This window comes from Xenorhabdus littoralis (assembly GCF_033949345.1).
GTDB lineage: Bacteria > Pseudomonadota > Gammaproteobacteria > Enterobacterales > Enterobacteriaceae > Xenorhabdus > Xenorhabdus littoralis.
Genome location: NZ_VCDP01000018.1, coordinates 1 through 26,183 on the forward strand (window position 1 = coordinate 1; position 26,183 = coordinate 26,183).

General features: G+C 45.3%; 10 protein-coding genes. All 10 read right to left on the reverse strand.

The window, feature by feature from the left end; genetic code table 11:
• Window positions 1-152: transposase (locus FE394_RS19885; RefSeq protein WP_419836307.1), on the reverse strand; the 152-nt coding region annotated here is incomplete at its 3' end.
• A 135-nt stretch (window positions 153-287) separates the two neighbouring features.
• Window positions 288-1,589, reverse strand: coding sequence for a cation:proton antiporter (locus tag FE394_RS05730; RefSeq protein WP_319925443.1), 1,302 nt, complete (start codon window positions 1,587-1,589; stop codon window positions 288-290).
• A 483-nt stretch (window positions 1,590-2,072) separates the two neighbouring features.
• Entirely contained in the window at window positions 2,073-2,450 is a 378-nt protein-coding gene (locus FE394_RS05735; RefSeq protein ID WP_319925444.1) for a VOC family protein, read from the reverse strand.
• Between the two features lie 140 nt (window positions 2,451-2,590).
• Window positions 2,591-4,288 (reverse strand): amino acid adenylation domain-containing protein, encoded by a 1,698-nt coding sequence (locus FE394_RS05740; protein WP_319925445.1) that lies wholly within the window; start codon window positions 4,286-4,288, stop codon window positions 2,591-2,593.
• A gap of 20 nt (window positions 4,289-4,308) precedes the next feature.
• On the reverse strand, window positions 4,309-5,538 hold the full coding sequence (locus FE394_RS05745) for a hypothetical protein (RefSeq protein ID WP_319925446.1): 1,230 nt from the start codon (window positions 5,536-5,538) through the stop codon (window positions 4,309-4,311).
• An 18-nt stretch (window positions 5,539-5,556) separates the two neighbouring features.
• Window positions 5,557-6,369, reverse strand: a complete 813-nt coding sequence (locus tag FE394_RS05750) for an outer membrane lipoprotein-sorting protein (RefSeq protein WP_319925447.1) — start codon at window positions 6,367-6,369, stop codon at window positions 5,557-5,559.
• Window positions 6,370-6,424: 55 nt separating this feature from the next.
• Window positions 6,425-8,782: an efflux RND transporter permease subunit gene (locus FE394_RS05755; RefSeq protein WP_319925448.1), complete on the reverse strand. Its 2,358-nt coding sequence runs from the start codon at window positions 8,780-8,782 to the stop codon at window positions 6,425-6,427.
• A gap of 107 nt (window positions 8,783-8,889) precedes the next feature.
• Window positions 8,890-9,627, reverse strand: a complete 738-nt coding sequence (locus FE394_RS05760; RefSeq protein ID WP_319925449.1) for a DUF2306 domain-containing protein — start codon at window positions 9,625-9,627, stop codon at window positions 8,890-8,892.
• Between the two features lie 36 nt (window positions 9,628-9,663).
• Window positions 9,664-17,022, reverse strand: a complete 7,359-nt coding sequence (locus FE394_RS05765) for a non-ribosomal peptide synthetase (protein ID WP_319925450.1) — start codon at window positions 17,020-17,022, stop codon at window positions 9,664-9,666.
• A gap of 106 nt (window positions 17,023-17,128) precedes the next feature.
• The gene (locus FE394_RS05770; RefSeq protein WP_319925451.1) at window positions 17,129-26,176 is read right to left on the reverse strand and encodes a beta-ketoacyl synthase N-terminal-like domain-containing protein; all 9,048 of its coding nucleotides are present in this window, start codon (window positions 26,174-26,176) and stop codon (window positions 17,129-17,131) included.
• Window positions 26,177-26,183 lie beyond the last annotated feature (7 nt).

Consider the following 26,183-nt stretch of genomic DNA (forward strand, 5'->3'; position numbering starts at 1 on the left):
TAGGATTGCTTTTTCCATTTTCTCAGGGTACTGCTATCGACCTCCAGTGAACGGGCGACATCGACAATCTGTTGCTGATGGAGAACAACCTGCTGAACAGCTTCCAGCTTCAATTCAACGGAATAATGGTGTTTGGTTGGTTTCAATTTCATCGTTATACCTCATTGTCATGTTAATAATATTGCAGGCTTTTTAGGTGTTCGGTATTCTTATACAAATACAATTTGTTTAGCGAGCATTATCCAATCACAAATGAAGCCTTTTTCCACCTTAAATAAAGGGTTACTCTATGATACCCTCATTAATCGGCGGATCAGGGGCGTTGTAATGAACGTACTCAAAATAGCCATAATAACTAACATGGTAAAGATGTTAGGTGGCAAAATTCCCAAATCATAGCCAATATTGAGAACAATAAGCTCCATTAAAGCTCTTGTGTTCATTGAAATACCAATCGTCGCAGCAATACGCCGATTTTCACCTAAAAATCGACTTGCAATGTAGGTTCCCCCAAATTTTGTAGCAAACGCCAACAAGCATACCAGTAAACACATCATCCATTCATCGGGCCCATTAAGGCTACCAATATCTGTGCGAAGCCCCGTATACGTGAAAAATATTGGGAGAAAAAATACATGCACCAAACTACCAATACTTTCTTTCCAGCGTATGACGAACTCTCTATTTTCATGTAACACTACCCCAATAGCAAAGCTACCGATTAGGGCAAAAATCCCCAGATAACTCGTTACAGAAGCAGACAAAAACAGAACAATGATAATGCAGGCCATAGTGGTATGGCTAAATCGTTTTTCTTTTCTTAATCTCGAAGAAAGCCAACGACGCAGAAGTGGTCTGACAATCAAAAATATCAGTATGATATAAATAACTATACCAAATATATTAAATATAAATTGATCTAACTGATAGTTAGAGACAAAGAGTGTCAATATAGCACCCAATAATATCCAACCAACTATATCATCAATTGCGGCAGCTCCGATTATTAAAGCCGCTGTTCGCGTGTGAGCCAACCCCAATTCCATAAAAATCCTTCCCAGAACTGGAATAGCAGTAATCGATAACGCTAAAGCAAAAAACAATTGGAAAGTATTCTTATCAGGGCGTGGGACTGTAATAGAGTTCCATATCCATTCAGCAGAAAAGTAACCTACCGTAAAAGGCAGAAAAACACCCGCAATACTTATCACAGCGACCGCAAATCGACTCTTTTTTAGTTTCTCTCCGAACTCAAATTCAAGCCCTATCTCAAACATTAATAAAATTAGCCCAATCTGAGAAATTCCTATAAAAATCGTTGAGCTTTCTTTTGGAAAAATACTTCCCATGAGTTCTGGAAATAATGCTCCTGCTACACTTGGCCCTAAAACCAAGCCTGCCAATATTTCTCCTGCAACGGCCGTTTGCCCTAAAAAAGAGCGACTAATCCAAACAAAAAGTCGTGTAACAATAAGAATAATAATTAACTGATATAACAACCTTAATAAAATTTCCTCAGCCGAATAACCAACAGCCGACGTACCTTCATTTACCAATGAGGCAATTAGTGTATTGTTTTTTTCACTCATATCAATAAATTCCATTTAATGTTAAATGTAATGAAAGACCTATAGAGATTCATTCATACACAGACCATTATTGAAGATATACATAATAAAAACATATATACCCATCTTCTTTCAAGTTGCATCTTGAAATCCATAGGGTATAAATATTTTTTACTAAAAATAGTGGTAATAAACTTTATATAAAAATGCATTCATATTTTTTCAACTTTAATTACTCACCCCTCACTTTAGAAAACAGAGATAAAAGTATATGCCAATGCTAAATGAAATTTATTTAGTATTGAGAAAATACGAAGTATTTAAGTATGTATTGAAATCACTTTTATTATTATCAATTTCATTTATATAATAACATCAAATATTTCGTCATTTAATAATAAACATCTCCTTTTCTAATAAACTGAACTTATTCATGAAAATGTGTGTTAGGGTGTGCACAGGCAACTTTATAATAGTTGCCTGTGTGCATCCTAATAATAGAGATTATCCCGGTAACATACAGAAGACATTCAATTTATTACCGTCAAGATCTCTGAAGTAAGCAGCATAAAAACCATGCTCGCCACGAGGACCTGGCTTTCCTTCATCTGCTGCTCCAAGGGCAATAGCTTTGTTATACACTTGATTGACCTTTTCTTGACTGTCAACATTGAGTGCAATCATTCCCCCATTACTCACTGTTGCCGGATTACCATCAAACGGCTTAATAATGCATAGATTTGTTACATTAAAATCCGGCCCCCAGGCGATAAAATCCGGTGTTTCCATGACACGCAGAGCACCTAACTCAGCAAGCAGCTCATCGTAGAATTTAGCTGCACGGGAAAAATCATTTGTACCCAATGTGATATAACCAATCATTGTCACTCCCCTATATTCTATTTTTACAAATATCAAAAATAAGTTTATTGGAGATAAACAAAAACCGCAATTAATTGCTTAAATTTGATAGATTGCTTAAAAAAATAGAATCGGGCTAATTTTAATATAATCACTATTGTTCATATCACATCTCCATCAGCCATGCCCTTTTTATCCCATCGAATCTGGCTTAGGTCTAACTTGCCATTTTTATTCATTGGAAATTCCCCAACCCTTGCCGTAAAATCCGGCAGCATATAATCAGGAAGATACTCTTTCAATCGCTGCCTGATCTCTTTATGCTTAATCTCATTAGCTGCATTAGATTGATATACCACAATAATTTTCAAGTCGTTTTGTTCTTGTCCATAGTTTTGTTCTTGTCCATATATAGTCGCAATAGCATCCTTTACAAAACTTAATTTCCGCATTGCAGATTCAATCTCACCCAGTTCAACCCGAAATCCTCTAATTTGAATCTGATTATCAATACGTCCCAGATAACACAACTCACCATTTTCCATATACTGGGCAAGGTCACCAGTACGGTATAAATTTGAAGATAATTCATCAAGGGGGTTAGTAATGAATTTCTTACGGCTTAATTCCGGACGGTTTAAATAACCATTGGCAACACCTAAGCCTGCAATATACATCTCTCCAGCCTGATTTTCTTTTACTGGCTGACCTGCTTCATTTAATAAGTAAATTATCACTCCTGGTAAAGGTAACCCGATCGGGCTTACATTATTGATTAAATCATCTGGGCTAATCTTATGAAAAGTAACATGTACTGTTGTTTCTGTAATACCATACATATTGATTAATTCAGGTTGTTGATATCCATACTTGTCTGTCCATTGACGAAGACTTGACATATTCAACATTTCCCCACCAAAAATAACGTATCGCAGGCTAAGAGGTTCTGTTTTGTTTGACATATAGTCATCTGTTTGCATCAGTAATCTAAATGCCGTTGGGGTTTGATTTAATACTGTTACTTTTTCACGTACCAATAACTCATAAAACTTGGGAGGATTGCGACTGATATTATAAGGAACCAATACCAGTATTCCTCCTTTTAAAAGCGCACCCCAAATTTCCCAAACGGAGAAATCAAATGCTATTGAGTGAAAACAGGTCCAAATATCTTTATCAGAAAAATTAAATAGTCTTTCTGTCGCACGGAAAAGATGAACCACATTGTAATGTGCGATTGGTACCCCTTTTGGTATTCCTGTTGAACCCGAGGTATAGATGACATAAGCCCATTGCGTGCCCTTGATATCTTTCTTGGGATTTAATGCTAATGAATGTAAAAGTGCCGAATCGTGACTATCAAAACAGAAAACCTCATCCGAAAATCCAGATAGCGAATTCAAATATACACTTTTTGTGATGATAATGTCCGGTTTTGCATCATTAAGAATCGATTTTATTCTTTCATCAGCATTATTAATATCTATTGGTAAATAGGCATAACCCGCTTTCAATATCCCTATAATGCTGATAACCATTTCAAAAGATGGTTCTAAAAAGATACCTATGCATTTGCTTTCTGGTGCTTTTTCAATTAAATAGTGTGCAACTTGGTTTGCTCGCTTATTCAGCTCGTCATAACTCATCTTCTCATTATTTAATACCACGGCTGTTTTTTCAGAATAGTTTGCGGCGATTGATTCAAACAATGAAACCAGCGAAATATTATCCAAATTATGCTTGGCTAGCCGTTCATTAAGCGTTCCAGAGGAAGACTGAACAGGACTTAGACCCAGTAATTCTGATAATACTTCCTGTTGATGTCTTTCAGACAGACTCAGAAAGTTTTCCTTTTTCATTTTTAACCCTTTAATCAGTTTTAGACACCAAAGAAATAGATAAACTTCATGCCAATATAACTTTCATTACGGAAGCTATATAAAAGATCGCCAGAACTTAAGTTTTCAAAAATGGCACCATTCAATGATAATTTGAAATTATCGCCAAAGCGTCTGCTGCCATTAAATGTCCATGCTCTGGTGCCATGATGAACATCCTGAGTCACACCTAAAAACAAAACCATGTCTTGTTCATCATTTGCAGAAAACTGAACACCAGCAAAAACATCATTTTCAAAAGGCGTGTCTGAAAATTTATTACGCGTATCTTTCATATACTCGAGGAAAAAAGTCAAATTAGCTCTACTTCCAAAAACACCATAATGTGTATATTCCAATCCGCCGGAATAAACTAAAAATGATGTTTTAGGGCTTGTCGAAAAATGGCTATCTTTTTGCCTGTAAGCCCCTTCCCATTTGACGATCCAATTATTAATGTTCCATTGATATTCCAATCCGAGCTGCTGAATTTGACCGTAATAAGGAACAAGCTGGTTATTACTGTTTAGAACAAACTCCGGGGTGCGTTCAGTGCCATTAAAATAGGATAATCCTAAATCGACGTTACCTAATGTATGATGACTACGCACAGCAAAGTCCAGCTTTGATTTTTTATCAGTATGCTGATAAACCGCATTTCGGCTGTCAATATCCAGTTCAGCACGTAACCTTGCTTTATGACCAGGAAAAGTTCTCTCTCTAAATCCGGTAAGAAGAAACAGATCAAAGATACCCCAGTCATTAACTTTGGTTAAATTAATCATCGGCTGACCGAGTTTTTCATTTCCAAAAGGATCGTCAACCAAATCTGACTGATTAATAATATCCACAGGATGACTAAACTCCGTGACACCCCAAAAGACTTTCCTGAAACCAGCATAAAGTTCCCATGAATCATGAACATATCCCCAATACAAATCCCGTGGTTCAAAAGGCACTCTGTTATTACTGCTGGAATCTTTTCGATATAACGCATCGATAACTACATGTTGTTTATCATCATCCCATTCAGTAAAGTACTTTCCTCCCGCCTGAAACGAATGGCTTTCAGTTTCCTGTCCATCAGACACGCCTTTTTCAAAAAAACCCCGTTGTTCCCATCCTAAAGACACATCAAGTTTTCCTGCTGATACATTCCAACAAACGAACATTGCCAATGCACTGACCAGTGGTGAAATAAAGTTCCCCTTAGTACTTATTTTTGACCTCATCGTCTGTACCCCCGGGTGTTATCTCGATCTTTTCAAGGTGGCAATATCAAAATCCCGATCCGTTAAGCCAACCTGAAATTGAATGTTTCTTACGACCAATTTCGTTGTTTTGCTCGATTGATGGTTCTTCATGGTTATTTCGGAAGAACGCCAATACTTATCCATATAAAGTTGGTAATCATCAAATGTTCTTGTTTTCAACAATGCATTACGGCGATCGTAATAATCAATTCTGATAAATCGGTAAAAATCTTTGTCTATCCACACAATCTGCCGAGCATACCCTGATTCTTTATCAACGGGTTTTCTCTCAACAATAAAACAACTTTGTTTTCCACAAGGCTTTTCACCCAGATAGGTGTACATTTTATATTTTTCAATTTCTTCGGAAGCCAAATCTTCATAGGCAAATTCGCTTCCCATAAAAGATCCCGATTTATTGCCGGAAGAGATACGCTTTACACGCCTTGTGGCAGGCAAATATATCCACTGCTCATCATCCTTGTCTAAATGAGTAAAGGCTAATAAGGCCGTACCTTTTATATCTCTGGGTTGTTCAAAAAAAGTTAATAGTTTGTCACCATCTCCGGCCACTTCCAGTGTATTAATCTTTAAAAAGCGATGGCTTTCTTGGCCTTCTGCATTCAGCAGCGTCATTTTAATATCAGTGACTGTATCACCGAATCCGTTATCTCTGGCGATTACCTCTTGTAGAATTTCTCTTCCTCGCGCTTCTGAAGCGAATGTGGAGAAACTAAATAACCCTAAAATAAATAGACATACCAGTGAAATTCCTTTTATTCCCAAAATCCGAACAAAGCGTTTTTTCATTATGTTTTCTCCTAAAAACACCCTAATTATTTATTTAGTGCCTTCATAATCAGTGTCATATTTTTATCATTAGTGGCTTATCTGGAACGGAGGGCTTATCTTTCTTAGCCTTACCATCTATTGCTATCAGCAATGTTGGCAATAAAAAGAAATCAAGCAAAAGTGCAAAAGTCACTGTCATGACGGTAAAAATCCCCATTTGTGTATTCATTAAAAAATCTGAATGCACCATAGAGCCAAAGCCGCAGATAAAAATTATGCTGGTTGATAACAGAGCGATACCAACGGTTGAGAAGGAATAACGCACGGCATCTTCGGGTTCCATTTTGTGTTCACGGCGTGCACGAAGATATTTGTAAACAAAATAGACTGTATCATCGACAACAATCCCTAAAGTCATGGTAGCAATTGTTGCAGCCGCAATTCCCACAACCCCATCAATGATGCTCCATAAACCGAACGCCATAAAAATGGGCAATATATTAGGCAACATGCTAATCAATGCATATTTCACACTACGGAAAACTATCCCCAAACAGAGAGTAATAAACAGAAACGAGATAGCTGTACCGACTAATAATCCTTTGATATTGGTGTTCATCAAGTAGGTGTACATTAAAGATGCGCTGGCTGCATGTACATGCATTGATGAAGGTGCATTATTTATCAGCCACTGTTCATGTGCCTCTTTTGCCCTTTGCATTTCAAAGGTACTTAAATCAGAGAACGTGATGGTCATTTTGGTTGCTGAACGACTGACATCAATCTGATCATTAAGATCTAAACCCAAAGGAAGGGACATTTCATATAGCAAAAGATACTGAGCAATTGCTTCTCTGTTTGTTGGCAATCTGTAGTCATCCCTATTATCGCCATTCATGCTTCGGTTGATGCGTTTTACTGTGTCAGTGATAACATTGACATTCATCACTCCCGGCTGAGCACGTGACCAATTCGCAAACTCGTCCACTTTCGCCATATATTCGGGTTCATTTATTCCACCTTCTTTCCCTGCACCTAACGAAAACTCCATATTGAAAAGTCCGGTTAAATGATCTTGGGTAAAATCAGAGTCGTCCCTGATTTCAAGGCCCTCGGCAAAATTTTTGACAAAATTTTCATCCACCGTCAGCCTGGGTATAAAGGCAAGCATGATGAGTCCAAACGCCACAGTGCCAAACTGTAGTTTTCTTCTGTTGTCGATAATCCAATTCGCCAGAAATTCAATGAAAAACTGCTTTTTCTGTACGCTGGGTTTCACTCTGACAGGTAAAACAGCAAGCAACGCGGGTAGTAAAAATAAGGCATAAAACAATGCGGCCCCCATCCCTATTGCCGTCATGTTGCCCAAATCGTGAAATGGTGGTGCATCACTCAGATTCAGACCCAGGAATCCCACTGCGGTGGTAACACTGGTAATGACAACTGGAGAGAAATTTATCCTTAAGCTCTCCACTATCGCATCATGCTTACTGTCGCCTTGCTTCATACGATGAATGATGGTTACCAGAACGTGGATACTGTCAACAACCGCCAGTGTCATGACAATGACAGGTACATTGGCGGAAACCTGAGTGAGTTTGATTCCCATGTATCCGGCTGCGCCCAATGCCGCAATAATGGAAAAAACAATCACCAGACAGACTACAAAAGTTGCACTGAACGATCGCAGCACCAGGAAAGACAGAACAAGAACAATCAGAAACACAATAGGGATTGTAGTTGACATCTCCTTAATACTGATTTCGGGGAAGGCATTTGACATCATCGCCACACCCGTCAGATAGATATCAACTTCTGGATACATCTGCATGTACTGGTGTTTTAGTTGGCGAACATATGCGGCGACTTCAGCAACAATTTTGTCGTCTCCGTCCGGCAAGCGTACAGATACGTTTACCGCAGTCACATCCCCATTTTCAGAAATGATACGTTTAACTAACAGAGGTTCATTCAGTGCTGTTTTCTTGATTTCCACTAAGTCTCGTTCTGTTAACCTTGCCGCATCAGGAACCAATTTCTTGATTTCCAGATTGTCATCATCCGCTTTGGTATTCTGAAAATTAGTTATAGAATCAACTCGATACGCATTCGGAACCTGCCAGGCTTCTTCGGTTAACTTCTCCACTACGGAAAGAAACTTTTTACTGAAAACATTGCCATCCTTCGGTGCCAGTACAATCAAGGCGCTATCACCATTACTGTAGGTTTTCTGCATTGATTCATACGCATTCAAAAATGGGTTTTCCCGACTGAAGAAGACCTTATAACTACTGGTAAATGCCAGGTTTTCCATTCCCTTGAAAGTAAAAAATAATACAATGCAAACCAAAATAAGATTGAGATAACGCCTTTTCACAACCCAACGTGCATAACTCGACGCTGCGTTATCTATCCAGTTAGAAGATTTCATGCCCAGTCCTTATATAAATGCAAAGATTAATCAATCGTCACACAACGACATCCTGCTTTTTTCCTGTCAGCAATGTGCAACAGGGGAAAGCTATCTCTCAAAACAACCTAAAGCGTAATTTCGTATCTTTCCTGAGAGACTGAGGCCGAAGTCTCATACTTCTGTTTTTTTGATTCAGGAACTTGCCTTTTTTCTGATGGCCGTGAGTTATTGATCCAAACCTCTGCCAAAATGAGATGGATGGTGAATCCAATCCATAAAGACAGTGCAAGGGCTTCACCAATGCCTTTTCCGCCAATCTGGATAAAAAGCGGAATAAAAGCATGCATGGTGGCGGGGCCGAGTGAAATCATATAACTGCGGATCATCCACTGACGATGAAGCTCAACTTTCCTTTTTAAAATCATGGCAATCGCTCTCAGGACGCAGAAGACCATGATCAGCGAAAATAAAATTGATGAAACCGTTTCTGAGGTGCCCCCGACTGGAAATAAAATTGCCATTAAAATCCCGGTGACACCCACCACCAAAATGGTGACAAAGAAACAATACCCCGACCACTTATGGATTTTCGGCCATGTGCGCCTGATACGATCAACGAACTGAATAGGCCCCAATACATAAAGCACAATGCCGGTAATCAAATGGAAATAGGACATATAGTGATGTTTTATATATCCCATATCGTTAGTCTGATTAGGGTTTAACAGGTTGGGCTGTATATTGCCGCTTGCCCCTTCCATTACCCACCAAGTCCGGTAAATGCCGTGGATTATTGTACCCAGACACATCACCGCGACCCATGACCAGCAAAATCGAACCAATATCTTGCTCTGTAATTTCATCTCTATTCCCTCTTACGTTTTGCCAATCATCCATTGCTACAGGACGTTAGGATCCACGAAAGTCAATTGATTAAGTTTGAATTGCTCAATAGCACCGGCTACCTGTTCTGGATAGGTTGCAATGAAATAGTGATGCCCCTCTTCTAATGTGATCAAACTGACTTCATGAGCACACTGCTTCCATTTCAGGTACTGAGATGCATACTTTTTGGTTAAAGGATCCTGCTTGCTCACTAAATTCATCAGTGGCGCGTTTATCCGCCAATCACCCCGTTTCTTTTCATATTGATAGGCCAGTTTTGCATCTTTCCTGAAACGGGAGACTAAAAAGCGGGCGACAGAATCCTCCAGTTCCTTATTGACGGGAATTCCCCATTTTTTGAGTAACTGTAATAAAGCTCTATCGCTTTTATGCTTCCATCGATCATTGAACGGCAGATAACGGATAATGCGGGGTAACGGGAAAGCAGCCGCAGCCACTAAAAACTCGACAGGTTTTCCTTTTAATTCAAGCCTACGGGTAATTTCCAGTGCCAGATAACTTCCAACACAGTGACCATAAATGGCCACTTTCCCTGGGATCTGTTCTACTATTTCTCTGGCACAGAGTTCAGCAACCGTGTCATAGTCCATGTCAACTTCTTTATACCTGCTACCAAATGCATTGCCGGGGATCGTGACACCATAGACTGAATATCCGGTGTTCTTTTTCGCTAGTGCATGTGCCAGTGGCTGGTATACCGTTGCAGCTGCCCCGGCATAAGGCACGCATACCAATGTCATCTGGGTCTCTTCCTGATTGCGATGCAACAATGACAAAAGCCCTTTTTCTGCGCTTTCGGTGCCGCTGATATAGGGGATCATGCCGGCAATAGTCGGTGCCTGATAAAACTGAATTAAAGAAATATTGTTTTCAGGAAATGCCTCCTGAATGCGGGACAGGAGTGTGATTGCGGTTAACGAGTGCCCCCCTGATTCAAAGAAATTATCGTTAATGCCAATCTGCTTCAGATTGAGAACGTCTTGCCAGATATTTGCCAATTGTCGTTCGATGGCAGAAGAGGGAGCAACAAACGCTGTCTCGGACAGGGGGATTGCCTGTAATGCAGACAACGCCTTCCTATCAAGCTTTCCGTTGCTCGTAACCGGCAATGCATCCAATAGCACCAGTTGCGCAGGAACCATGAAATCCGGCAAGCGCTGTCTCAGAAAAGCCTTGAGCGCCTTGACAGAGAGAGCCACATTCGGGTGCAATACCACATAAGCCGTAATGAAATTGCCTGAATGCCGATCTTCCGTTAACAGAACCGCACACGTCTTAACATCCTTGCAGTGTTTCAGGCACGTTTCAATCTCACCTAATTCAATGCGGAATCCTCTGATCTTGACCTGATTATCCATTCTGCCCAGAAACTCAATATTGCCATCCGCCAACCATCTGACAAGGTCGCCAGTGCGGTAGACTTTTTCTGCCGGATCGTCGGCAAACGGGTTGGAAATAAAGCTCTGCTCAGTCCGTTCCGGTAAATTTAAATACCCTTTAGCCAGACCTGCTCCGCCAATTAATAATTCTCCCGGCGCGCCAACAGGCAAAAGATTCATGCGATCATCCACGATATACAGCTGCGTATTCGCAATGGGTTTTCCTATCAGTGTTTTTTTATCTTCCCGTTTTTCTCCTTCCCAATAACTGACATCAATGGCGGCCTCTGTCGGACCATATAAATTATGGAGTTTTACCTGCAATTTTTGATTTACACACTCCAGCACGCTATAGGGCAATGCCTCACCGCTGGTAAAAATACGCGTTAATGAAACACATTTTTCGCTTTCACGGGTATTGATGAACACATCCAGCATGGAAGGTACAAAATGACAGGTGGTGATCTGCTTCTCACAAATCAGCCGGATAAGATAATCAGGGTTTTTATGTCCTTCCGGTGCGGCAAAAATCAGCGTCGCACCTGACATCAATGGCCAGAAAAATTCCCATGCGGAGACATCAAAACTATAGGGCGTCTTTTGCAGGACATTATCCGTGACATTTAGCCGATACTTATCCTGCATCCAACGCAGGCGGTTGACGATGGCGGAATGAGGCAACATACAACCCTTTGGCGCACCGGTTGAACCTGACGTATACAGCACGTAGCAAAGGTTGTCTGGCGTGCTCCTCCCTATCGGGTTGGACAAGGCTTTCTGAGACTGCAACTCGGTACTCTGGGCATTCAGAAAAACAAGCTTCCCATTAAAGTGGGTAAAAATAGGCTGATGCGGCTTCTGCGTTAAAACAACGGAAATCCCCGAATCTTGCAAAATATAGGCAATGCGCTGGGGAGGATAGCTGGGTTCAAGGGGAACATAAGCCCCACCCGCTTTTAAAATACCCAACAAGCCAACAATCATTTCCACTGAACGCTGCATACAAATACCGACCAATGTTCCCTGCTGAACCCCAAGCTCCTGCAAACAGGACGCCAGTTGATTTGCTTTCACATTGAGTTGCTGATACGTCAGTGTCACCTCTTCAAATACCACGGCCACAGCGTCCGGTGTTTTTGCGGCCTGCTGCTCAAACAGTTCATGCACGCAACACGCTTCCCCCAGATTGATGGCGGTACGATTCCATTCCTCAAGGATTTGGACAGACTCTTTTTGATCCGTCAGTGGAAAATCAATCAGCCTCCGGTCTGGCTGTTCAACGACTTCCTGCAACACCCTCTCTACATGTTCCATCACTCTCAACGCGGTTGACTGGCGATATACGGAAGGGTTGTATTTCACGTTCAATGTGAATGTGTCTGCCGCCTCAACGACTTCTAACATAAACTCATACTCTCCACTCTGAGAGTACTGGGTTAAATGTTCTGTCGGCATCTGCGTGCCTGAAGCCTGAAATTCCCCTTGCGGCATTGACGGGTGATCAATTGATGGGTGATCAATGGATTGCTGGTAAACAAAGGCCATCTGGAACAGGGGGGCGTCATCCATGCCCTGAGACAGATTTAAGGCTCTTACCACGACCGGAAAAGGCAGGGCATGGGCTAAACCATCCAGTACCCTCTGTTGCAACGCTTTCAGGTACAGCGGGTAAGGCATCTCTTTTGAGAACTGGCTGCGGATCGGGAGCGGATAAACATAGTAGCCAACTTCTTCCCGCTGATGCTCTTCTGTTCTGGCATCGGTCGGCATCCCAATGACAATATCGTTCTGTCCGGTAAAACGGTGGACAACTAACTGAAACACACTTAAGAAAACGGATGGCAGGTAAACAGATTGTGTGCTGGCAAATACCTTGAGTTTCTCTGAAAAATGCGCGGATAACGTCCGTGTCAGTGTTTCTCCCTGATATTTCTCAACGTTCAGGTATGAATTGTCCGCAAGCAATTTTGTTGAAACCGGGGCGTCTGCCAGTGCATCAACCCAATATTCCAACCGGCGTTTTCCTTCGTCACTTTGCAACAACACTTGTTCTTGCTGAACAAAGTCGTACCAACTGTCCTTCCCTGCTTCAAAAACCGGTTTCTGATGCACCGACAACAGGTGATAAAAGTGGAATAACGCCGAAATCATGGGGTTAATGGAAACGCCATCCACAATAATATGGTGTGCACACAGTAAAATGAGGGTCTCTTTTTCAGAGAGAGGCAGCAAATGTACCCGTAGCAAAGCATCGCGGTCGAAATCAAAAGGTTGATTGATCTTCTCAGACAAATAAGTTTCAAGTTCCGGCCCGCTCAATGACCTCCCAGTTTCAACATTCACCGTGATGGTACTGTTGGGATTATTGAACAGATAGGGAAGCCCTTCTTCTTCAAAAATCGTTGCCGCCAGTATCGGATAGCGCCTGACCAGTAGATCCAGTGCTTGTTGGAATATCTGTTGATCTATCAGGTCGTTCACCCGGAAACATACCGGACAGTTGTAAGCCCTGTTTTGGGAAGCATGTTTATGCAGCACCCACAATCCCTTCTGGCCTTCTGATAACCGATATGTTTCGGGCCTTCTCGTCTGTTCCGCGACAACATTGGCATTCATGGTCTGGGCCGGCGCTGGGTGTTCAGGTATCGCGATAGCATTGACCTGTATTTCGCCATGCTGTTCCATCAGGTAATCTGCCAGTTCAGCCACTGAATTCTTCTCCAGTAAAATGGCGATCGGAAGGCTGATTCCCGTATATTGATCCACCATCCGTACCAGTTTGATCGCCTGAGATGATGACATCCCCAAAGCAAACAGACTTACGCTGCTATTTATTTGTTCCAAGGGCTGTTGCAGGATGCGGGCAATCAGAGAAAGCAAGAGTGCTTTGATGCTGAGCGGTTTCTCGCCTGTCCCTTGTGCAGAAGAAATACGGTCCACCAAGGCGCGATTGCTGATGACAGGCTCAGCAGGGCTATCCGTATGCATGAGTGATGACCCCGGATGAGATTCATAAAACGGATAAACCGGCAGTGGCATTTTGGGAAGCGGCTCATCCCTGTAAAAATGCCGCCAATCCTGCCATTGGCCCCTTACCCAAGCCTCTGCAATCTCATGGCTCTGATCCACATTGAAGGCCAGATGATGTTGTCCATCTGCATTGGCGGCAGAAATACGACCCTGACAACAACCTTGATAAATACCCACTCCATCGCCTTCTGCAATCCAGTGTTTCAACTTAGTGAGAAGTTCTGATAATGCGCTGGCGGGAATGGCCAAGCGTTGTTCAAAATGCTCCCGTCCGGCCTGAGTGACGGCAAACACCTGTTTCAGGCAGATTTTCCCGGCATTTTCCGATCCCGATTCCGATTCAAAAAAATGCACCCAGCGCTCTGCATAGCTCCGCAAACAGTCAGGTGACTTCGCTGATAAAACAAACAATTCCGGCAGGTTGATATTCATGCTTTCCTGCAAAGCGTGCGCGGGTGGATGATAGCTTTGCAGCAAGAGATTCGCACAGGAACCCGTACTGCCAAAACTGTTCACCATCGCCAGCTTGGGATGTTGTCGTGTACCCTGCCACTGACGTTGTTCAGCCACAATATTGACCGGACTGCCATCCAATTTTATCAACGGGTTAAGGGTGTTATAGGGCATGACGGGCAATAAACAGCCGTGCTTCATTTGCAGCAGCACTTTCGTTAATTGCGATATCCCTGAAGCGGATTCAAGATGCCCGATATTTGGTTTAAGCGTGCCAACAAACAGTGGAGAGTGGCGTTCTGCAAAGGCGGTCTGTATGGCGAGGATCTCGGATGCATCCCCGAATACGGTGCCTGCGGCGGCGGCTTCGATATAATCGACAGAATCAGCGTCATAGCCTGTTTTCTGTAATGTCTTTTTGATCAGTTCACTTTGCTGTTGCGTGGAAGGCACCCCATAGCCCGATACTCTGCCGCTATGGGCAATGCTGCCTCCCTTTATCACTCCCCAAATATGATCTTTGTCTGCTTCCGCCTGAGAAAGCGGCTTCAACAGGACAACACCCACCCCTTCTCCCGGAATTATGCCGGCCGCTTCCTCGCCAAATGCCTGTGCATCTGAACGTTCAGAAATCATGTTAAACCGCTTGAGGTTAGTAAAATGGGAGGGGTGGGCAAAAAGATTGATCCCGCCCGCCACAGCCGCATCGCAATCGCCTTGCACAATCGCCTGACAGGCAAGATGAATAGAGGTTAATGAAGATGAACAGCTCGTATCGATGGCAACACTGGGGCCGGTCCAATTGAAAAACCAGGATACCCTGTTCGCGATTGATGAGAAGGGAGCATGGCTATCTGATGCCAGAGCCGTCTCAGTTCCTTCTGTCGGGTTGGCCGGATCATTCCACATCACGCCAGTGAAGACGCCGACACGTTGCCCCAAACTCTGCAAATTTTCCCCGTTATAGCCGGCACAATCCAACAGCTCATAAACACGGGTTAAAAAACAGGCCTCCTGAGCGGGCACCCGTTCCAGTTCAGCCGCGGGAATGCCAAAAAAATCAGAATCAAAGTCCGTAATGGCATTGACAAACCCGCCCCAATGTTCAAAACGTTCCTTTGCCCCCCAACGATTATCCGGAACTCGGGAGAAACAACACTTCTGCTCTTTTAGGTTATTCCAGAATGTCCCGAAGTCCGGTGCGCCGGGGTATTTTCCCTGCACGCCAATAATGGCGATATCCTGCTCCAGCGTCCTGAGGCGGCTCTCCTCTTCCCAGGGTTGTGACTGAGCCACTGGCCCGAACGCCATCCCCAAAAGGGTTCGCTGGCTCTCTTTCAGTTTTAGGACTTCCGCTAAAGACGCTTCATCAACGCCGGATAACGGGCAAGAACCAATATGATAGTGCGCCTGTTTTTGTGAAAGCAGCTGGACAATCGCCCCTATTTCAATTGCCGCAAAAAAATCACTTTTATCTTTATACAGCGGAGCAATACCGTCGTACTCAACGACAAAATACAAGCAACAGTGTGCATTCTCATAGTAGGTACGGTTATAGTAAAAATGGCTGTTTTGGGGCAGTTCTGCTGATGAAATTCTATCGAGCTTATGTTCAACCGGATTATAGTAATAAAATCCGGCTGAAAATCCCCCGACCCTGCCGGATTTTATCTCTGCATAAATCTGAACACTGTATGTGCCGCCCGCCGACGGATAGAGATATCGATGGCTGCCATCAATCAGCATGGCATTCAGTGCGCTCAGCCATCCCAGTACGCTCTCCCTTTGCATCGGTGCTTTATCAAATGATCTGAAAGTACGGCGAGCGTTGTATTGACGCTGAAACTGCTCAGGCGAGAGGCATTTGGCACGCACTGTGTCATAGCTGCTATTCAACTGGCGGATGTTGAATTGTTTTTCTTTGAATGCCTGTTTTTCAGATAACGATGAAAGTACTGATAGTTCATTGTCCACCGGAAAAATGGGAGGTTGAGCAAGGCCTGCTTGTTGTTGATCAATCAGCATTGCCAACGTATTCAGCGTCGGCTTTGACAAAAGCGTTTCAAGCTCAAGTTCTACACCAAACTCTTTTTTCACGGCCAGGATAAGCTCCATCACATTGAGCGAACTGAAACCCTGCTCAAAAAAATCCTGATCGGGTTTCAGTCCCTTGCCTGACATCAATTGCCCGAGCCGTTGTAAGATCCCTGAATGTTGGTAGTCGGTTATTGCAGACTCTCCGGTATCCTGCTTATTGTTCTCAATTTGCCTGATAATTAAATGATTCAGGCGTTCCATCGTGGGGGTATGCAAAAACTCATCAAGGTCAATATCAACGTCAAAACGTTCCCGAATACGAATCAGCAACTGCATGATTGATTTCGATGTCATTCCCTGATCAAACAGATCACCGCTGAAATCAACCGCATGTTCAGTCATAAACACCTTAATTAATTCATTGATATTGTTCATCTTAGATTTTCCGCCCATAGCCGTTCCCCTGTTTATCCTCATCTTTTGGCATTCCATCCACCGTTGCAGAGTTCCACGCATAATGTCAGCAAGGCGTTTTGCTTGGTGGGCAAAATTGAGCAATTCATTCCTGAAAAAACCATTTTTTGAGACAAGAACAATATTGTGCAAATACCGCTGACCATTCCGTCCGGCCACACGCCAGCATGTCCCACTGGAGTCGGAGAGACGAGGAATCGAGCACAGTAGAAATATTATCGAGGGCAACCCCCGGTGTTTGAGAAACGCTATAGATGGGTTCAGGGAAGTCGGCGTCGTAGGCCAATAAACAGGTGTAAACAACAGGGAAATGCAAATCAGGATAGTGCGCTGCCACCTCCAGCTCATCAACGGAGCCGTGGTGCCGATCGTTATCTAACTGAGCTTGAACCTGAAGGATCAGTGGTTCGGGCACCTGGGTTGTTGCCGACAGAGTTGTTGCCGACAAGGATGCGGGCAATGTCTCTGAAAAACTCACCCAACTGAGGCGGGTAAATATGCCCGTTGTGGTTTCGGGCAGTTCAGCATATCGGTCCCAGGACACAACGGCGATGGTCACAGGCTCATCGTTCCCCGTTTTCAACCTGTTCCAATTGAAAAGCGTCAACCCGAAAGCCGCCAACAGGATACTGTCAACAGAAACCCCCAGCCTTTCAGCTAACGCCCGCAGCTGGCGGTAATAAGGCACTCTCTCGGTCAGCTGCGCCGGAAGTGACGTCTGATGAGCCAATGAGGTTAGCCCGCCAAGCCCCTGTCGCATTCGGGAAAATTTATCATGCCAATAATCCCTTGCCGTTGAACCGGCTAACGTATTCTGCTGACGCGGGTAATGGCCGACAAAATGCTGAAATGTGATCTCTTGTAGCGGTAATCCATAACTTTCTGATTTATATCTGTTGAACAACTGGCTCAGTATCAGAAAAATACTTTTTCCATCAATCAGGATAAAATCAAAATTCACAAACAAACGGCTTTTCTGCCCGTCAAACTCACACACTCGCAGGCGATATCCCGGATATTCCCCCGCAGAATAATGCGCCCGCAACATCTCATTGCGGATGTCATTGCACCGCTGATCAAATACATTTTCAGTCCCAATCACCTTTTCGGTCAGAATGGGATATTCAGGAACGGCATCCAGCACTTCTTGATGCAATGACGTCAGATAACGTGTCCTAAGCACCGGATGAACAGCAACAATGTCATTCCACGCTCTGGTTAGTCGGAGGATATCAAGCACATCAATGTCAAACTCAAGATGGCAGCAGCAGGCTTTCCCTCCCCGTTTTGCCGGCATCATTTGTCCCGCGTACAAGGCTTTTTGAATGCCAAGCAGGGGGAAAAAGGTGTCCCGTTCTCTCTCTGGCCCATCCCACGGCTGCCTGTCTGAAACAAATTGCTCTGAAACAAATTGGTCTGAAACAAATTGGTCTGAAATAGAGAGGTCGGAAAAAAGCTGCCCGGAAAAAGATTGCGTCCGATCAATGAGTTTTTGACGGTAAGTTTCAAACAGAGCAATGACATCGCCTTGTTCCAGCAAGGCATCCGCGACATACCAACGGTAGACCAGCCGTCCATTCACTTCGAATACATGATGATCCAACGCGACCTGAGGCGTCGTATTCATCATATGCTGAATGGACCAGCCATCCTCAGGGTGCGGCTGTTGAAACTCAGAGGAGATTAAATGCGTAAAAACCACCGGTAAGTGTAAGTCTGCACGCTTAGCCGGGTTCTGGCGCAATTTCCTGAGTACATTAACCGCACCCACAAAGCTGTGGTTGGCGTCGCTATCGAGTTGTTGCTGGCAAGTCATGACGCGTGACTGAAAGGTGTGTTCCGGCTCCCATTCGGAGACAAAAATATTGTTGTTGGCCAACAATCCAACCAGCCCGCTTATCTGCTGATTGATGGCCAGTCTATTTAAGTTAGTCAGATTGAGGCTGAACCGCGCTTGTCCAGTAAACTGATGAAGCACTTCACAAAATACCGTGAGCAATATCGTCCCTGTTGAACAGGACAACATGTCGGCCTGTGTTTTTATCGCTGACCATAATTCACCGCCCATTTCTGCACTTAAACAGTGAACCGTCTGCTGCACAGGGTGCTGGGCAAGATGATATTTCAAATCAGGACCGGCCGGCATATCCCTGAGTTTATCAATCCAATACTGCATACTGCTCTGAAAATGCTCGCCTGTGCGGATCTGCTCAACTAAGGAGACGTATTTCCTTAAGGAGTAGGTTGCCGGCAACGAATAATCAGGATTTTCTGACAGATGGCGCAACTGTTCCACCAGCACGAAGAGGCTGGCAGCATCCGCAATCACTTCATCCAGTGCAATCTGCACAACAGCCTGTTTAGCGTCCAGAATAGCAGCCCTGATGTCGAAATAGGGCCAGTGTGCTAAATCAAAGACCTTACAGTTCAGTGCCGTCCGGCTGTTTTTCAGATAATCGGCTTTCCCTGAATCTGAATATTCCGTTAAGTCAGCGACCGGAAACACGTAATAGTCATAATCTTCCAGCACCTGTTGCTGAAAATGGGGGGTAATAACCGTGTGCAGCGCCTCATGGTGATCAACCAAATGATTCCAGGCTGATTCTATTTGTTTCAGAGGAATTGATTTTGCAATATGCAGCTCAAAATACAGTGTGCTGCCCACACGTTGACCATAGGTAGATAGCTGGCGGCCAATCACAAATGACTCTTGGAGTTCAGAAAGCGGGAACGCGGGCTCTGTGTGTTCCTCGGCGGCAGGGGTTAAAAACGCGGCCGCTGCGGCAATGTGTTCTTCTGCAAGAAGCCCACGGGCAATCACATCCTCAACCAGAGTCTTCACATTTCGTTGTTCATAAAAAATCGTGAATTGAAGGGAAGTACCGAAAACAACCTGCCAAAAATCCAGAAAACGGACAATATGCAACGATGTCAGATGCAGTGCCGAAAATGGCGCATTGAGTGCCGGAATTTCATGGCCGACAATATTTTCCAGCGTCCTGACGACAAATCGTTCCGCTTTTTCCCTCAAGGTCATCGACCCATCGGCAAGGAAATCGAATGGGTGATCAGCGAATACATTGCCACCGGATGGGTCACCGGATAAGCGCGTCTCCTTGACACTGGCCGACAATAATGAGGCGGCGGTAACCATTTGTAATCCGATTTTGCAGCGCGCAAACGGATAGGCAGGCAGTGGCATCCGCACAGGCAGCTTATGACGATAGAGCGTGTGCCATTCGACATTTGCCCCTTTTTTCCAGACATTGAGTAACTCATGGCGGTTATTATCCGCCAGCCAGCCCTGAATTCTCTCTTGCCATGCCTCCTCTTCAAATTGAGCGACGCCAGCTAACGCAGGGATGTTCTCGCTGTGGTGCTCACTGGTATATTCAAACTGTGTCAGCTGCTGGCATAAGTCATCCCGATTTTGAACAAGAAAACCGACCCGAATCGGCATATGCTCTCTCCCAACCTGTAGGGTATATGCCAACCGCGCCAGCACGGGATCAGCCGCTTCACCGTGATCCCCCTTTTCGGACGGATACCGCGATAAAAATGCCATTAGCTGTTTCACGCGCCCTTGCAATGCCGTGACAGTTTTCGCAGAAAGCAGAATGACGCAGGGGAGGTTTATCCCAGACGCTAGCAGTGCAGGCGGTTCCGCCTCTTTCAGAATAAGGTGCGCATTTGTTCCGCCCGCGCCAAAACAGGAAATGCCCGCTATTCTTGGCATGTCGATGCCTGCCTTGTTGCGTGGTCTCCATTCCATTAAGGCGGCATTAACGGAGAAAGGCGTTTGTTCAAAGTTGATGTCGGGATTCAGTCTTTCGCCATACAGTGTCGGTGCAATCACTTTATGCTGCATCTGGAGCAAGACTTTAATGACACTGCCAACACCGGCTGCCGCTTCACAATGGCCGAAATTCGGCTTTCCTGACCCAATCAGGCACGCAAAATGACGGTGGCCGGCATGTTGCTGAAAGACTTTTGTCAATGCATCCACTTCAATCAGATCGCCATAGTGCGTACCGGTACTGTGTGCTTCCACGTAGCTGATGTCAGCTGCGTTGACACCGGCTTCTGCCATCGCCTGCCCAATAACCGCTTGCTGTGCCTTCGGGTCGGGCGCGCCAAATCCATTCGATCTGCCATTTTGATTGACCGCGCAACCTTGAATGACACCGTAAATGTGTGCTCCTTCGTTTAATGCATCTTCTAAGCTTTTTAATACCAGAACACCAATGCCTTCCCCCGGAATATAGCCATTGCCACCTTCTCCGAAGCTGTTGAGTTCTGGATATGAAGAGAGCATTTTCCTGCGGCTGAGGGTTAAATATTTATTGGGATGAAGCGTCAGGTTAACACCACCGACAATGGCGGCGTGGATGCGTCCTTGTTTCAGATCCTGACACGCGAGTTGAATCGCTACCATTGAAGAGGTACACATGGCATCCAGTGTGACGCTTGGCCCATGAAAATCCATGAAGTAAGAAACCCGGTTGGCGATGCTGGCCTGACTACCCACCAATCCGACCGATTGTTCCCGCTCACCGGAAGCCACGTCATGCAGTTGATATTCACTGTACATTGAGCCGGCATAAACCCCGACCGCGTTTATGCCATCCTTTTCTTGCTTGTCGCCCGCCGCAAGAGTGTCGGGTGTATAGCCTGCATCTTCAATCGCTTTCCATGCTTCCTGTAGGAATAACCGCTCCTGAGGATCCATGGCCGCAGCCTCACTTGCAGAAATGTCAAAAAACGCAAAATCAAATTCATCAACACCGTTCAGAAAGCCACCCCACTTACTCAGGTGTTCTCCCGCACGGGGCGGTTGATTGCTTTCGTGGTCATTTTCGCAGTAATAACGTTGCCAATCCCAGCGATCTTGGGGAATTTCGCTGATGCAACGTTTGCCTTGTTTCAAATTGTTCCAAACCTGAGCAATATTCTCTGACTGGGGATACTTTGCACTGACCCCGATGATGGCGATGTCCAACGGCTGATCAGACGGAGAATGCAGAGATTTTACCGATGGACTGCAACGTTCCCGCCCCTTTCCCCGTTCGGTATTTTCAAGAACTGTAGCCAACGTAGCCATCGGGGGCTTCTCTGAATGATGAACCACACTCCTTGCCAGATATCGGGCGATATCCGCAATACATTTATATTCATAAAATAACGTTTTGGGCAGTGAGCCAAACGTTTTTTCCAATACCGCCACCAGTTGCACAGCAATGGCCGAATCAATGCCGTATTTATCCAAAGACTCAGAAGCGCGCAACTGTGTTGGCCGTATACCCAGTTCCTTGCCTATTATGTCTTTCAGTTGCTTGACGATGGTGTCTGGTACGGGCTGATCTTGTGCTGGAAGCGGATGCTCCTCCGTTTGCAACACAATCTGAGGCTCGGCGACGGGTCGTTGCTCTCGCGTTGAAAACCCCTTGATAGCCACACAAACGGTTCCGTCATTGTCACAAATGACCACATCCGTTTTCCTGACCTGTGCTTGCGATACCGACTCCGTCACCCATGCCCATGCTTCATCTTTAACCGGCCGAATGATCATCACTTCATCAACGGCAAAAGGAATGGGGGTGACGGCTCCATCCTTGAAATCTTCTGGGGTCAATAATCCCAAATATGCTGCCTGAAGTGCGCCATCCATGATGGCGGGGCAGAGCATGAAAGGAATGGATTGATGGGCAGATTCATAGACAGGAGGGGTATCGGATGGCGATACCAGTCTTGCCAGTGCAGCAGGGTTCCCATTGCCGTCTTTCCCTATCATCACCACCTGAATAGCCTGATGTTTCGCTCCAATTTGAATGCCAAGCAGCGTGAGCACGTCATAGCATTGTCCGGTGGTTAATCGGCGTTCCTGACAATATTGCCGGCATTGTGTGATATCCAGAGAAGGCGGGTGCTGCAACGGTGAGAAAACAATGCTGCCGCCAGTAAAATAGCCGGAAGGCCGGTCATCGGCGCCTTCACCCTGCTCTGTCCCCAACGCGAGATCAAAACCAAAAACCCGTTCTTCTGCCGACGACGATTCCGGTTTAATATTTACCGTCAGATCCAGTGCTTGCTCGGTTTCTGCCATGATAATGGGCTTTACCCAACCCACATTGCGTAAAATCAATTTGCGTAAAACCAATGGATCGATTGCCGAAGGGAGACCCGCGCTCCCTTCATTGTTGTCTGGGCTGTCTGGCTGCAACAGCATGGCCGCATGTCTTACAAACTCAAGCTGGACGACACCGGGAAGCACTGCTTGCCCATTGACCCTATGTTCACGTAAATAAGGCACAGACGCGCTGATACGGAATTGGCAGAATTTTTGTCCATCATTCACTTCTAATGACGTCATCGGTTCATCGGCGGAAAATGGCGGGAGATGGACAACCCCTAAAAATGCCCGGACGGGCAAACCTGACAAACGGTGCGGGTGTGTGTTTCCCCATAAGCGTGACCAATCCGGCTCTTCGCCCCTTAACCAGCGGAGTGTCAATTCAGTGAGCTTTGGATCTGTCAGGAATGAACAGTGCGATTGTTGCCCCTGCAATACCGCGCTTAACGCTTCTTCCTGTTGGGGTTCCTCGGTATTTTGAATACGGATATCGCCACTCAGTACACGATCCAGTTGCAATATCAGTTCAGGCAGATGGGATACGCCCAGCATTACCCGGTATTGCCGCGCTTCACGGGACTGTAATGTGAATGCCAATCGTGCTAAATCAACATGCCTATCCTGTAAATCGTGTTCCTGCAAATATCGTTTTATCTGAACAACATGATCGTGCAACGAAGCTTCCGAATGCGATGACAGCGGTATTAATACGGGCGTTGTCGCCCACGCAACCTCGGGGGGACTGATAAACTCCTTAACAACCACGTGGGTGTTGTACCCGCCTCCGGCAAATGAATTGATGCCCGCGATCCTGGGTAACACCTCTTCCTTCGAGGGGAGGGGCCATTTTTTATTTTGATGATTGAGAGATAACCCAGAATCTTCTATCCCCAGACCATGATCAATTTCGCTGAGTCCCTGAATCCCGATAATGGTCTGATAACGCAGTTGCAGCAAAACCTTCACCAGCGCCACCAGCCCGGAAGCCGCCTCGGTGTGCCCAATGGCCCCTTTTACAGTAGATAAATGGATATGCTGGTCGGGTCGAAAAACTTTTTTTAACGCGGTAATTTCAGTGAAATCTCCCGCCCTGACACCGGAGGCATTGCATTCAATAACGGAGAAATCATCCGTGGATACTCCCGCATTCTGCCAAGCTTTCAGGAGGGTTTTCGCCTGCTGTTCAACATTGGCAGAAATAAGGGAAAAGGTTCGTCCGCTATTATTTGCCGCGCCACCCGCAATGATGGCATAAATATCATCGCCATCTTGTTGTGCTTTTGACAGCGATTTAAGGACCACAGAGACGACCGCTTCCCCCCTCAGTTGCCCCTTGCTGCGCTGGCTGAATAACTCAGGGGCGGCCAGCGGTGACAAAATCCCCTCCTCACGGGCAATAAAACCATAAGGATGCAGGAAAAGACTGGTTGCACTGACAATGGCCTGATCGACCTGCCCTGAGCGAATCAACCCACACGCCCCAAGCAATGCCGTGCTCCCGCCTGTACATTCGGTATTAATGAATTGGGTAGGCCCCTGAATATCCAGAAAACGGGCTATCCGGCCTGATGACATGGCCGGTTCATTACCGGCCCAATAATAGAAGTTCTCCTCGACACCCTTATCCCTGAGCAACTTTTCATAATCATTGGATAAGGCTGCAACAAAGAGCGCGGTACGATCCCCGCTCACATCCTGATTGGCGTGGCCGCTGTCTTCAATACTTTGGACAATGACTTCAAGCAACTGACGATGCTGCGGATCCATATACTGTGCCACCGAAGGCGGGATCTGGAAGTATTGTTCATCAAACCGGAAAATGTCATTAATAAACCCGCCGGAACGGATAACCGTTCCCGCAGACAACCACGGACGTTCCTCCGGAAACGCCGAGAAAGCGGTCTTCCCTGCAATCAGGTTCTGCCAGAACTGCACCACTGAATCCGCCTGCGGAAAACGTCCTGCTATCCCAACCACCGCAACTTGTTCATTCTGCACAGGTTCGGGTGATGATGACGTCTTTACCCCTGCGTGGTCTTTCAGTCGGGATTTTGTCTCCAATTCCGGCCTGTGTCCGCGAAAGAGCTGTTTCAGGCGCGTTTCATGCTGAGAGAAATCAAGCCCCAGAAAAAACAGGTAGTTTTCAGGATAAGTTTGAATTTTTGTAATGCGGCTATCGTCCATCTCCAGCTTCAACATGCACCACATGCCATTCAAGCTGGATAGCACAAAGGAAGAGGCATGCGGCAATCCTATGCGGACAAATAGGGTTATCGAATTGCCATCACGAATAAATAATTCATCGAAGAGCTCTACGCCTTCCTCCCCTATCGCTGTCCGCAATGCATAAATGAAACTTTTCCACTCAGCAATTCCATGACCGGTGACATCGCCATTATGAAATGTCAGTTCTGGGTGCAGCAGGCTGTCAATCCGCCGCAAGGCACCATGACCAAAGACACAATCAATAAGCTGCTTGGCCCGTTCACTCATTCGCACGGACTGTTCATCACGGGCGACATGCAGGTTCCCGTTTTCTTTAACCAGCAAAGAATGTTGCCAGACAGGGTAAGGCAAGCGCTCTTCAGAAAGGGCGCTACCATGCAGAAAAAGAAAGTTCTGGGTTTGTTGCCATAGCTCCGCTATTTTTCCGTCACGCAGGCGAATGGCAACCAGACAAAAGTTAGCGTATTCCCCACCCGAAATCACATCCTCATGCCAGCTGTCTGCTTTCCAGCGGTGAAAGAGATACAGGATGTCATCCTGAACAATAACGTTTTCTGGGATCAGGGTTAAATTGGCAATATTCAGTCTGACAGACTGAATGAATGCCTGTAACGCCTGAGCGCCATTCAACTCATGGCCCTGCATGTGACAAACACAGGTTTGAGCAAACAGCTGATCAAACGCATCAGAAGACAAGCCACCTTCCCATGCCGCTTTCAATCCCAGAACAAATGCCGAATACGGGTGTTGCAGTAGCCAAGTCGTTTTATCGGTCATAGAATGC